Origin of the sequence: Daejeonella sp. (assembly GCF_037719425.1) — a bacterium.
GTDB lineage: Bacteria > Bacteroidota > Bacteroidia > Sphingobacteriales > Sphingobacteriaceae > Daejeonella.
In genome coordinates this window covers 1-12217 of sequence record NZ_JBBJNI010000132.1, presented here as the reverse complement: position 1 = coordinate 12217, position 12217 = coordinate 1, and the positions used below count along the sequence as shown (strand labels likewise).

16 protein-coding genes are annotated in these 12217 nt (G+C 41.4%); 4 read left to right on the top strand and 12 right to left on the bottom strand.

The annotated features are described in order from the left end of the window. Positions 1–1190: ADP-forming succinate--CoA ligase subunit beta (gene sucC / locus WKF69_RS15345; RefSeq protein WP_340382979.1), on the top strand; the 1190-nt coding region annotated here is incomplete at its 5' end. Between the two features lie 179 nt (positions 1191–1369). Here the strand turns inward: sucC and WKF69_RS15340 are convergent. From WKF69_RS15340 to WKF69_RS15330, 3 genes are read right to left on the bottom strand one after another with little or no spacing between them, the layout of a single operon-like run. After that, positions 1370–2284, bottom strand: a complete 915-nt coding sequence (locus tag WKF69_RS15340; protein WP_340382977.1) for a DUF72 domain-containing protein — start codon at positions 2282–2284, stop codon at positions 1370–1372. 2 nt (positions 2285–2286) lie between these two features. Further along, positions 2287–2700, bottom strand: coding sequence for a PIN domain-containing protein (locus WKF69_RS15335; protein ID WP_340382975.1), 414 nt, complete (start codon positions 2698–2700; stop codon positions 2287–2289). After that, positions 2690–2938 carry a DUF6364 family protein gene (locus WKF69_RS15330; protein ID WP_340382973.1) on the bottom strand — a complete coding sequence of 83 codons (249 nt, stop codon included), beginning with the start codon at positions 2936–2938 and terminating at the stop codon, positions 2690–2692. Before WKF69_RS15330 ends, WKF69_RS15335 begins: the two co-directional genes overlap by 11 nt. 105 nt (positions 2939–3043) lie before the next feature. Here WKF69_RS15330 and WKF69_RS15325 point away from each other — a divergent pair, with 105 nt between their 5' ends. Continuing rightward, entirely contained in the window at positions 3044–3244 is a 201-nt protein-coding gene (locus tag WKF69_RS15325) for an ATP-binding protein (protein ID WP_340382981.1), read from the top strand. A gap of 146 nt (positions 3245–3390) precedes the next feature. Here the strand turns inward: WKF69_RS15325 and WKF69_RS15320 are convergent, their stop codons facing one another. The 5 genes from WKF69_RS15320 to WKF69_RS15300 all read right to left on the bottom strand — a co-directional run bounded on the left by WKF69_RS15320 (position 3391) and on the right by WKF69_RS15300 (position 6667). Further along, a complete protein-coding gene (locus tag WKF69_RS15320; protein ID WP_340382971.1) occupies positions 3391–3816 on the bottom strand; it encodes a PepSY-like domain-containing protein in 426 nt (141 codons plus the stop codon). A gap of 61 nt (positions 3817–3877) precedes the next feature. After that, entirely contained in the window at positions 3878–4399 is a 522-nt protein-coding gene (locus tag WKF69_RS15315; RefSeq protein WP_340382969.1) for a hypothetical protein, read from the bottom strand. Next, on the bottom strand, positions 4378–5655 hold the full coding sequence (locus tag WKF69_RS15310) for a BNR repeat-containing protein (RefSeq protein WP_340382967.1): 1278 nt from the start codon (positions 5653–5655) through the stop codon (positions 4378–4380). Before WKF69_RS15310 ends, WKF69_RS15315 begins: the two co-directional genes overlap by 22 nt. 133 nt (positions 5656–5788) lie before the next feature. Next, the gene (locus WKF69_RS15305) at positions 5789–5938 is read right to left on the bottom strand and encodes a hypothetical protein (RefSeq protein ID WP_340382965.1); all 150 of its coding nucleotides are present in this window, start codon (positions 5936–5938) and stop codon (positions 5789–5791) included. Between the two features lie 312 nt (positions 5939–6250). After that, complete coding sequence (locus tag WKF69_RS15300; RefSeq protein ID WP_340382963.1) at positions 6251–6667, bottom strand: hypothetical protein; 417 nt, start codon at positions 6665–6667, stop codon at positions 6251–6253. Between the two features lie 389 nt (positions 6668–7056). Here WKF69_RS15300 and WKF69_RS15295 point away from each other — a divergent pair, with 389 nt between their 5' ends. After that, the gene (locus tag WKF69_RS15295; protein WP_340382961.1) at positions 7057–7740 is read left to right on the top strand and encodes a hypothetical protein; all 684 of its coding nucleotides are present in this window, start codon (positions 7057–7059) and stop codon (positions 7738–7740) included. Between the two features lie 103 nt (positions 7741–7843). Next, positions 7844–8695, top strand: a complete 852-nt coding sequence (locus WKF69_RS15290) for a hypothetical protein (protein ID WP_340382960.1) — start codon at positions 7844–7846, stop codon at positions 8693–8695. Between the two features lie 217 nt (positions 8696–8912). Here the strand turns inward: WKF69_RS15290 and rplT are convergent, their stop codons facing one another. From rplT to thrS, 4 genes are all read right to left on the bottom strand, one after another. Next, entirely contained in the window at positions 8913–9257 is a 345-nt protein-coding gene (gene rplT, locus WKF69_RS15285) for a 50S ribosomal protein L20 (protein ID WP_340382958.1), read from the bottom strand. A 77-nt stretch (positions 9258–9334) separates the two neighbouring features. Beyond that, positions 9335–9535, bottom strand: coding sequence for a 50S ribosomal protein L35 (gene rpmI / locus WKF69_RS15280; protein WP_340382957.1), 201 nt, complete (start codon positions 9533–9535; stop codon positions 9335–9337). Between the two features lie 149 nt (positions 9536–9684). Continuing rightward, the gene (gene infC, locus WKF69_RS15275; protein ID WP_340382955.1) at positions 9685–10257 is read right to left on the bottom strand and encodes a translation initiation factor IF-3; all 573 of its coding nucleotides are present in this window, start codon (positions 10255–10257) and stop codon (positions 9685–9687) included. Between the two features lie 11 nt (positions 10258–10268). Beyond that, on the bottom strand, positions 10269–12194 hold the full coding sequence (gene thrS, locus WKF69_RS15270) for a threonine--tRNA ligase (protein ID WP_340382953.1): 1926 nt from the start codon (positions 12192–12194) through the stop codon (positions 10269–10271). Positions 12195–12217 lie beyond the last annotated feature (23 nt).

The following is a 12217-nucleotide window of genomic DNA, read 5'->3' as shown; positions in this document are numbered from 1 at the left end:
TTCACGAATATCAGGGTAAAGCAATATTAAAAAGCTTCGGTGTCAGAGTTCAGGAAGGCATCGTCGCGTCAACTGCAGAAGAAGCTGTTGAGGCAGCTAAAAAGCTGAAAACAGAATACAACTCAGATTGGGTTATAGTTAAGGCACAGATCCATGCGGGTGGCCGCGGTAAAGGCGGCGGCGTTAAGCTGGCGAAGAATCTTGATGAAGTCAAAGAAAAAGCTGGCCAAATCCTCGGCATGCAGCTCATAACTCCTCAAACTGGTCCCGAAGGCAAGCTGGTAAGCAAAGTTTTAATTGCTCAGGATGTGTACTATCCCGGTGAAAGTGAAACTAAGGAGTATTATATAAGTGTTCTACTTGACCGTGCTAAAGGCCGTAACATCGTAATGTATTCTACCGAGGGCGGAATGGATATCGAGGAAGTAGCAGAGCGCACCCCCCACCTTATATTTAAAGAAGAAATAGATCCAAAAGTTGGTCTTCAGGGCTTCCAGGCTCGTAAAATTGCCTTCAACCTTGGCCTTAGCGGAGAAGCGTTTAAAGACATGACCAAATTTATCGCTACTCTATACAGGGCTTATGATGAAACGGATTCAGCAATGTTCGAGATCAACCCGGTTCTTAAAACATCTGATAACAAGATCCTTGCTGTTGATGCAAAAGTAAATCTTGACGATAATGCTTTATTCCGTCACAAGGATTATGAAGCTATGCGCGATACAAGCGAAGAAGATCCTACAGAAGTTGAAGCCAGCAAATCCAACCTGAACTATGTAAAGCTTGACGGAAACGTAGGCTGTATGGTTAATGGTGCCGGACTTGCAATGGCAACAATGGATATCATTAAGCTTGCAGGCGGTGAGCCGGCAAATTTCCTTGACGTTGGCGGAACAGCCAATGCCGAAACTGTTAAGGCTGGTTTTAATATCATCTTATCAGATCCAAATGTGAAAGCTATCCTGATCAATATCTTTGGTGGTATCGTCCGCTGCGACCGTGTTGCACAAGGCGTTATCGATGCTTACAAAGAGATCGGAAACATCCCGGTGCCAATCATTGTTCGTCTCCAGGGAACTAATGCTGTAGAAGCTAAAAAGCTGATTGACGAGTCAGGTCTAAAAGTATACTCCGCTATCTTATTGAAAGAAGCTGCTGCTTTGGTTACTAAGGTGCTGGATGAGAAATAGTTGCTTCGCGAAGCTCGCAATGACATTGCCGCGCATTGCCCACAATAACCCAAAAAGGCGCTGGTATTAATCAGCGGCATTTTCCCAGTATAAGTGGTTACACCCGGTGTGTACGTATCGTGCTCCCCTTTTTTCAAGGGGAGCTGTCCCGCTTTTCGCGGGACTGAGGGGTCCGGATCCTAAAACAAAGTCGAAGCCACCATCAACCCCGGTCGCGCCAGATCAGTTCCAAGTCTCTCGTTAAGCTTTTTGATGGTATAATCAGCCAATATAGGCGTGTCCTTTTCATCGTGCTGATGCAGGAAGAAATAGATCTTATTTAATCCCCGATCTGACCATTGTCCTAAACGCTCTACCCATTCATCAATTCGACTAAAGTCTGTAGGATGAAGTCCATTGCCAACGAAGCGAATAAATGCTTCAGGCGTAGTTAACTCCATGTGCACACAGTCCCTTCTACCGCTCGCATCAGTAATGATCGAACCATTCTTAAGGTCACGCATCATTTCAAAAAGATCTTTTCTGGCAATAGGGTCGACGTACCAGCCCTTATGCCTTACCTCCACAAATACATCGTAATCTTTTGGGAGATGTTCGAGATACTCTTTTAGAATATCAAAATTCTTTGGTCCGAAATTATCGCTCAGCTGTAAAAATGCCGGGCCAAGTGTATTGCCAAATTCTGAGATACTTTCTAAGTATTGCGAAGTTACCTCCTCCGCTCCTTTCAGCCTTTTCATATGACTGATGCTCTGAGTAAATTTTGGAAAAAACTTAAAATCATCACGCGATGCTTCCGCTTTCTCACGCCATAGATTAACCTGCTCCTTTTTAGGCATATTATAGAACACGGCATTCAGTTCGATACTATTAAAATGTTTTACATATTCAGCCAGGAAGTTTGCTTCCTTGGTTTTAAGCGGGTATATCAGGCCTACCCATTCTTTTCTGCCCCATTTGGCGCAGCCTACGTATAGCTCCAGTTTCTCTGGCTTAACAGCCTCCTTCAGAACCTGCGCAGTAATAGCGGGATCTAAGGGCAGAGCAAAGTCTACCAAGGGGAATTCGTTATCAGGTAAGCGGCCAAAGTCCATAGTCAACTATTTAAAAAATCTTTGGGCGTCAGAATTGGCAAGTTAGGTTTTGATTGCCTGATCAGACCCTTGTCGAAAGTAATGTAAAAATCTAAATTATTTTCAACGGCCGAATAATATTGTATCGCATCCTCAGGATCTGAAATAATAGAATTAAGCGCCGAAATAACGGTCTCATGTCTGCATCCTATGACAGTAACATAAGTGAGCATTCCCAGCAAAATTTTTTTGGTGGTTTCGTTTCCAAAGGATCTAATAAGGATATATCCACACGTCTGGATTACCGAAGCAGTAGTGAATCCCCTAACGTTTCCTTCTTGTATTTGTATGAATATGTTTCTCGCATCATCCAGCATTTCTCTTCTCAGAAAAAACTCCAGAATTACATTAGCATCTAAAAAAACCTTAGAAGCCATATTTCTTAGCTTTTGCTTTGTAATACTCTTCTTTTAGATCAAGATCTGGATTGATATCAATCGCTGGCTTTGGAAGGTTATTGATCATCTCCACAAAGCTTTCCTTCTTTTTTGGCGCTGCTATAACCCGGAAATAATCTTCAACTATTTCAGAAATACTTCTTTTTTGACGGACTGAGTACTGTTTCATCAGAAACAAAATATCCTGCTCTATGGTTAAGTTCAGTTTTGCTTTCATAATACAAAGATACGTATATAAATTTATCATGCGTATGAATTAAATGTGTAAAAATAACCAGATAGCATCACAAACGTTCATTTGCTCAGTTAGAGACACTAAGGCATCAAAGCTGAAGATCAGATTAACTTATTCGATCGCTATTACCGGGTAGATAATATGGATACAAAATATGTTTCAGGATTTGGCATTGGGCTATACCTCAGCGCCGAGATCATTCAATCCCATGAGGGGAAGATCTGGGTAGAAAGTGAACACGGGGAAGGTTCTGTGTTTTATTTCAGTCTGCCTATATTTTTGTCCTGATCCTATATTGATAAATTATTTTACTGTCACCTAAGGTCTGACATTTCTAAGAAAATGGCTTCTTCTTCGCACAGCCTGTTCATCCGGGCTGGTCATTTTAAATAAAGGTAAAATCGGCCCGCTTTAAACAGGCCGATTTTGGTTAATTATTCCTTTATTATACTTCCATTAGCGTTGTAAAAAAACTCAACGGTCTTTAAGCCTTGTTTAACTTCAACTTCATATTGGGTCTGCCCCTTTGAAGTCTCAATTTTGGCAACAGTTTTGGTAATTTTTCCTTTATGAGATGCATTAAACGCTTTCTTCACTTTTTCAGGAAGTTGATTGAAGGTAATTGGGCTTTCAGTCTCCAGCCATTCGCCAGTATCATTAAAGTTGGCTGAATGTTTTTGGCCTTTCCAGTCAAAAGACGCTTCATATTCGTGAGCATTTTCTTTGTCCCATTTTACGTTTGAAGCGTTTGGAAATTTTTGATTAAATGCTGTAGTAACAGCCTTTGGCGTTTTGCTTTGCGCAAAAGTTGTTGTGTAGGCACAAACAAATGCCATAACAACGAAAAATATTTTTTTCATTATAGTGCTTAGTAAAATTGTTTATAATAAATGTGAGTTGTCGCTTGGGTTACAAGCCAGGTCAAACTAATGAGTGCACTATTGGGGGACGGAAGACTTTAGAGATATATTCCGATTTAACAAATAAGTCGAAACAGAATAGATATGATTGCTTTACAAAAAAGGTGTTAGTTGAGTTCAAACCGAGAACTGTAGGAATTTGAAATACAACGAAGTGCGAAATGTGTTGATTTTGAAGGGGCGAATGTGGTTTTTGCTCATCCCCATTACTGTGCCTGTCAAATAAGCTATCAATATTAATCAAGTGGTCTGTTAAAAAGTCAAGCGGTGCCATATCTTTATCTTCTGTTGCTTTGCAATGCTGGTACATTTCCGGCAAATATTGTAGTAAAGAAAAGTCGGCTAAGGGTAAACAAGAACTCCCAAATGAGTAGAAAACCAAAAGGAATATGTTAATCGCTTTTACCACGCTGTATTTAACGCCTAAGTTAGCATTTAATTGGTTTTGTACGGCTAAAATAATCTTCCCATACAAATAATTCATTTTAGTAATGATGAATTTTATTTCCAGACCGGTTTCCATTCCAATACACTTACTGGCTGAGCTTGTATCTCCCGTATCGTTTCTGCATCTCCCTGGTCCACATTCTGCAAAAAAATGTGCAGCTTTTTCTTTTTCCTCCAAAGCTCCGTATCGTAACTCGGCTCCCACATATTAACAGAAAATGCGGTCAGATCTTTAAGGCTCCATTTCCCGGCTGATATATCAGGGCTCATTGCAACACTCACTTTGCTGCCTCTTTCTTCGTCTCTGAAAATTATTAATAACTGTTTTTCAGTGCCTTTTTGCCGAACCACAATTTGTGGCCTCGAGATTGGGATACGCTTAGTACCGCCACCGCGAAGGCTAAAAGGTATTGTCCTGTTTGACACCTGCTGCACCACCCATCTAGCCCCGGTCTTGAAAATGATGTGGTATTGGGGAACAGGGTTATCTGCGCTTCTCCAATAACTAACAATGTATGGATTACCATCATTATCAGCTGTCATCGAAGTGGAGTTTATAAGTTCGGAATTCTGGGGAATTTTAACTGCATACTCTGCCTTGGCAAACGTTACAGGAAGAATATAATTTTCTCCTGAACTTTTCTGCCAGGTTTTACCACCATCTTTAGAACGGGCATAAGCCATATCATGGTTGGTAGCCACATCAGGAGTCTCTCTCCAGACCCAGGAAATGTGAATCGTACCTTTATTATCAATAAAGGCCTGCCAATAAGGATTACGGTTCCCTTCTCCGCTTATCCAACCGTCTTGAACCTGAGTCCACTTTTTTGTTTTACACTCATAATGGTTAAGCATCAGGCTTCCATTCCCGGAACTTCCATCACGATAAAGGAAGATAAGGTCGCCATCAGGCTCCAAGTAAAATTCGGGATAGGTTACAGATTTTTCCTTAAAACCTGTCATAGACATTTTTTCACTCATCTCTAAAGAACCCGGTTTAATACTTTTACAATAATGCAACGCATTGCCATGCTGGTTCCATGCTACATGAAGGTAGCCATCTCCATCTACAATAATGCTGATTGATTTATGAGCATCAGTTGCGTCGCCTTTATAAGAAGTGGTATTTAAATTCCATTCGGAAGAGCCCAGATTCCTCTTTCCGACCACCAGATTCTTGTCCTGGTCATAGTATGCTATGTATTGCTGATTTTTGTGTGTTATAAGGGAATTACGCCGAAATATAACGGTGTTTACCGAGTTCTTTGCCCAAGCGTCAGCAACCCTTATGAGTTTTGGATTTTCATGCTTGTTTTGAGAGTAAAGGCTCAAAGAAAAAAATAATATAAATGCTAATAGCGCATCCGCCTTAATCCTAGTTACCACCATACTCTATCAGTGAAGCATTATTTTCTATTGAAAAGACCATAAAGCTAAGTAATTATTTACCAGAGAAAATATACTTCTATGCAAATCTCGCATTCGGTGCAGCTTCTCTTTTATCAAGCCAATTGATAGCATTACCTTTAAGATCGGAATTATCTGCCCATTTAAAATCAAGAGTGAAGGTGTCTCCGGTTATTCCAAGTGCCTTCCTTGGCACCCGTATTTCCATTTCATTAGCCTGGCAGGCAAACTTAAGGTCTGCAACCTTGTTCCACTCCCTTTGGTTTAAGTGTTCCGAAGGGTCACTTCAATCTAAACATAGAACTAAGGACTCCTGTCCGGCGAAATATACTATCATTCCCATACCGCAGGATGCCTTAAATTGTCCAATAAGAGATCAGGATAGCGGACTGGAATTTATCAGAAATCCACCTGGAAACTGTTGCGCTATTGATTATTAAAATCGTTTAAAATAGCATCTAAAAGCGGGTCCTGGTTTTTAAAAAAATCTTTAGAAGACAATTCCATGGTAAGGGTCGGCTTAATAAATAGTTCTCTTGTCAACCTCTTCACCTATCAAATTTGCATGGGCCTCATCTGCGTCAACAACAAACACCCCGTCAGAAAACACGTAAAGTTGCAATGGCAGAAAATGTGATTGTGTAATTTTTGCACCAAATGGGAACATATACGAATGACCATCGCCGAGATAAAACATCAGCCGCTGTAATTCTATCAACATCCTCTCATCGCTATACGAAGAGATCTTAAGTTTCAGACTTTCAATCTTTTTTGTCAGAGCATCTGGAATATCCCTGTATTTATAAACGTAATGTTGCTTTTTAATTTCAGTAGCTAAAAAATCAATATCATTTTGCCAGTTTTGTGTTCTGTCGGTCTGGCTGAAAGCAGTTCCAGTCACAAAAAAAAATAGACAAACGAGTAGAATCTTTTTCATATTTTAAATTATCCAAACAGTCGAAATCTTAATTTTCACTCATTCAACTGCACTTTTCTATTAGGTTGCAGTTAGGCGTTTCAGGTTAAGTTGTGCCGTGATTAGCGGACATAAACTCACCCAGTACAAAAGTAACTAAAAAGTAGTGTAGATCTCGAAACACGCATCTTCCGGGCGTTCGGGAGCAGTCGGCTTCCTGATAGTTCCAAAAAGTGTAGAAAAACCGGCAGTCAATAATTTAAACTTTTATGGCAACAACATGCAATCGCCTTTGTCAAACAAAAGAGTATCTGGCGCTGGTGTTATCAGGATATTTATGTTTTTCTCGAAATTTCATGTTTTCTTCATTTAACGGCTTTAGGTTTGAATTAAACCAAACAAACTCTATTATGAAAAAGATAATCCTTTCAGCAGCAATGGCATTATTTGTTGTAACTGCATTCGCGCAAACTAAAACACAAGTTAAAACAGATGTTAGTGCAAGCGCAAAAAGTAACACCAATAAGGATAAGCAAAAAAGTGCTGAAGTCAGTGGGACTGCTAAATCTGATGTCGAATTTAAAACAGACGATTTAAACCGCGACGGCAAAATGTCAAAGGATGAAAAGGCCGCACGTAAAGCTCGTAAAGATGCTAACAAAGCAGAACGTTCTGATGAAAGCCGGATGGATCAATCCGGATCAGAGAAAAATGCTCATGGAAAAGCTGTCAGTGAAATTGCTACGGAAACCACTCTAGAAGGCCGTGAGAAAGGTGCAGCAATTAGCGGAGTCGCAAAATCAAACTCAGAACTAAAAGGCGAAGGTATTTTATCATCTGATGATAAGAGCGCTCGCAGAGAGGCGAGAAAAGAGGAAGCGAAAACACGCAGATCGGACCGTGCAGATGATGGACTATTAAACGGATCAGTGGAAAATGAGGTCGATGGAAAAGTAGCTGGTGGGGTTTCCCTTGGCAAAGGCAACAAAGGCAAAGCCAAAGGAGGTGACATCAGTACAGGAGCCAAATCCAAAACAAGGGTAAAAACAGGTGTGGATGTTTCGGCAGGTAAAAAAGTACGTGTAGGGCTTTAATATAAATTGAATCGATTTAGGAGTTGCCTTGAAAGGCAACTCTTTTATTATATACCGAACAATTCACTCATCTTTGTTTTTATACATACTAAACGAATTTTAGATGAAACATCAACTTACATTTTTGCTGCTTTTTTGTTGCACTTTGACGTATGCTCAGCAAGGTCTTAGAGATACCCTGAAAACAAGCACCAAACCCAGTCTGACACTCGCAGGCATTTACAGCAGCGACGTTAATTATTACGGTCAAACCTCTGTTAATCGAACCCCTTACGGACTGGGCTATATCGGCCTTGCATTTAATTCAGGGATATACTTTTCAGGTTCTGTTTATAAAATATTAAATGCTGACGAAGGGACATCCGGAGGATCTCTTACGGCCGGGTATGACTTCAATTTAACAGAAAAACTAACGGGAGGATTAAGTTACACTCGTTCATTCTTTCCTGACGTCTCTTTCTTTTTACAGTCCGAGAACCTGAACATGTTTTCGGCCAAATTAGGATATGATTTCACCTGGCTGAATGCTGGATTAAATGCTGACTATAATCCAGGTGAGAATGGTGCCTTGTTTACAACATTTGATGTCAAAAAAACAATTGAACTGATCGCCTTTGATGAAAGCCGATATTTAAGCATTGAACCTGCTTTTGAAGTCGTCGGAAGTACCCAGCAGATCACAAGTACAGAAGAGGTTCCTCAATCAAGTGGAAGTACCGGTATTGGATTCATAAAACTTCCCGGGCAGGGTGGCAAACAGAAACCGCAATACAGGACCGTTCAAAGCACCAGTTTTGGCATATTGTCTTATGGCTTAAAACTTCCGGTGTCCTATAACACCCGAAAATTCACAGCGGAAGCAGCTTACCAGGGATTTATTAATTCACAGGAAGGACAGGCATCTTCGCAGGGCCTCCGTTCAATTTTATCACTTGGCCTCTACTATGTGCTGTAACTAGGCTGGAGATATTAGTAATTAAGCCCTCTTGAAAAAAGGGCTTTTTTTGTTGCCTAGAACCTTAATTTTGAAGTATTTATCAGCTGTTTTTAGTATTAGGCGATCCTTTAAGAGCTGCACGGAACCCTAGGTGGTACAAAAGGATTTTGATTAAATTCCCCTCAACAAAAAAAGGGAGCCTCTCAGCTCCCTTTCCTCATTATATTAATAAAATCTATTTAACAGTATCAACTACAGCTTTGAAAGCTTCCGGGTGATTCATTGCAAGATCAGCTAAAACCTTACGGTTTAATTGATTTCCGCCTGCAGTTAATTTTCCCATTAATACTGAGTATGATAATCCGTGCTGACGGGCACCTGCGTTGATACGCTGGATCCATAAAGCTCTGAATTCTCTTTTCTTGGTCTTACGGTCACGGTAAGCATATTGCAAACCTTTTTCGACTGTGTTCTTAGCAACGGTAAAAACCTTGCTTCTTGATCCCCAATAGCCTTTGGCTAGGTCTAAGACCTTTTTTCTTCTTCTTCTTGACGCTACTGCGTTAACCGAACGTGGCATGTTGTTTTGTGTTTTGGTAAGCGGTGTTCCTGTTAGGGAAACTTAAGACCTGATACCTGGTTAAATTAATTTGTTACTTATTTTCCGATACAAAGCATACGCTTAACGTTGCCCATATCTGCGTCAGATACTAAACTTGTCTGACCTAAAGCACGCTTGCGTTTAGTGCTCATCTTGGTTAAGATGTGACTTTTGAAAGCGTTCTTTCTTTTGATTTTACCTGTTCCGGTAAGCTTGAAGCGCTTTTTTGCACTGGAACACGTCTTCATTTTTGGCATAACTCTATTTTTATATTTGTCAATTATTCAATTTGTCTATTTGTCAATGAAACTAAACGCTTAATCTAAACGCCTCACTAACAAACCCCTATAATTTCTCTGTCGTTGTGCAAATTGTCTAATCGACAAATTGACAAATCGACAAATTGTTATTTCTTCCCCGCGTGCTTCGGGGCCACCGTCAAAAACATCCTCTTCCCCTCCAGCTTCGGCAACTGCTCAACTTTACCTACATCTTCCAATCCCTGAGCAAATTTCAACAATAAGATCTCACCCTGCTCTTTATAGACGATAGCACGCCCTTTAAAGTGTACATAAGCCCGAACCTTCTCACCACCCTCAAGGAATCCTATCGCATGCTTCAGTTTGAACTGAAAATCATGATCATTGGTATTAGGCCCAAAACGGATCTCTTTAATGATCGTTTGCTTCGCATTGGACTTAATTTCCTTCATTTTCTTCTTCTGCTCGTATATAAACTTGTTGTAATCAACAATCTTACATACTGGCGGAACTGCATTTGGCGAAATCTCTACAAGATCTAGATCTTGCTCGATAGCCATAGCTAAAGCTTCTCTGAAAGGATAAATACCTGTGACCACGTTGTCACCTGTTACCCGAACTTCCGGTGCTCTGATAAGATCATTGATCTTATGCTCAGCTTCCTTCTTTTTAAACGGAGGGCGTGGTCCTCTATTAAATCCTGGTCTTCCTAATGCCAAATTATATTTCCTTAAATGGTTATTTCTTTAACTAACTGATTATTAAACTCTTCCAATGTCATGCTCCCTGCATCTCCATGGCCATGTTTCCTTACAGAAACCATACCATCATTCATTTCTTTTTCACCAATTATGAGCATGTACGGAATCTTCTTCACTTCGGCATCACGTATTTTGCGGCCAATCTTCTCATCTCTGGAGTCAATCAAGCCGCGAATATCGGTATTATTAAGGGATTCTAAAACTTTTTTTGCATAATCCTCATATTTTTCAGAGATCGGCAGCACTATGAATTGCTCGGGTGTAAGCCATAATGGAAATTCTCCTGCGCAATGTTCAATCAGCACAGCCACAAATCGTTCCAGCGATCCGAATGGTGCCCTGTGGATCATTACCGGACGGTGTTTCTGATTGTCACGGCCCGTATACTCTAGTTCAAATCGCTCTGGCAGATTATAATCCACCTGGATAGTACCCAGCTGCCATTTTCTTCCCAGTGCGTCCTTCACCATGAAATCCAGTTTCGGACCGTAAAATGCAGCTTCGCCCAGTTCAACCACGGTCTGCAAGCCTTTTTCTTCAGCTGCTTCAATGATCGAAGATTCGGCAAGATCCCAGTTCTCATCTGAACCGATGTACTTGGCTTTATTAGCGGGGTCGCGCAACGACACCTGTGCAGTGTAGTCGTTGAAACCCAGTGCTTTGAAAACGTATAATACCAGGTCAATAACCTTCTTAAATTCTTCTTTAACCTGGTCCGGACGGCAGAATAAATGGGCATCATCCTGGGTAAACCCGCGGACACGGGTTAAGCCATGCAGCTCGCCGCTCTGTTCATAACGGTATACCGTTCCGAATTCAGCATATCTAACCGGAAGGTCTTTGTACGAGCGGGGCTTGGTTTTGTATATCTCGCAGTGGTGCGGACAGTTCATCGGTTTTAAGAAGAACTCCTCTCCTTCCTGCGGGGTTTTTATCGGCTGGAATGAATCTGCACCGTATTTTTCATAGTGGCCGGAGGTGATGTACAGGTTTTTATGCCCGATGTGCGGGGTAATAACCTGCTCGTAGCCTGACTTAACCTGTGCCCTTTGGAGGAAGTTAACCAGCTTTTCGCGCAGGGCAGTTCCTTTAGGAAGCCACAACGGCAAGCCCATTCCTACTTTTTCAGAGAATGCAAACAATTCAAGCTCTTTACCAAGCTTACGGTGATCGCGCTTCTTCGCTTCCTCGATCATGTGCAGGTAATCGGTCAGCTCGCTTTGCTTCGGAAACGTAACTCCATAAATCCTTGTAAGCTGCTTGCGGGTCTCGTCGCCTCTCCAGTATGCCCCGGCAACATTCATCAGCTTCACCGCCTTAATAAAGCCCGTGTTGGGGATATGCGGACCGCGGCAAAGGTCGGTGAAATTGCCCTGATTATAGAAGGTGATCGAGCCATCGGCAAGATCCTTGATCAGATCCAGCTTATACTCATCATCTTTTTCTGTAAAATATTTTACGGCATCGCCTTTAGATACGGCTGTCCTGGTAAACTCAGCCTTTGTACGGGCAAGCTCCATGATCTTGTCTTCAATCTGTTTAAAATCATCTGAAGAGAACTCCCGGTCGCCGAAATCAACATCATAATAAAAGCCGGTTTCGATAGCAGGCCCGATACCGAATTTAGTACCCGGGTAAAGCGCTTCGAACGCTTCTGCCATAAGGTGCGCAGAAGAATGCCAGAAGGTATTCTTTCCTTCAAGGTCGTTCCATGTCAGCAACTTTACTTCAGCATCAGCTTCGATCGGGCGCGACGAATCCCAAACCTGTCCGTTAACCTGTGCTGCTAATACATTTCTTGCTAAGCCTTCAGAAATCGAAAGCGCAATCTGGTCGGCATTTACGCCCTTGTCATATTCACGAACGGAGCCGTCCGGAAGGGTTATCTTAATCATATACAAAATGATTTATTAGTTAT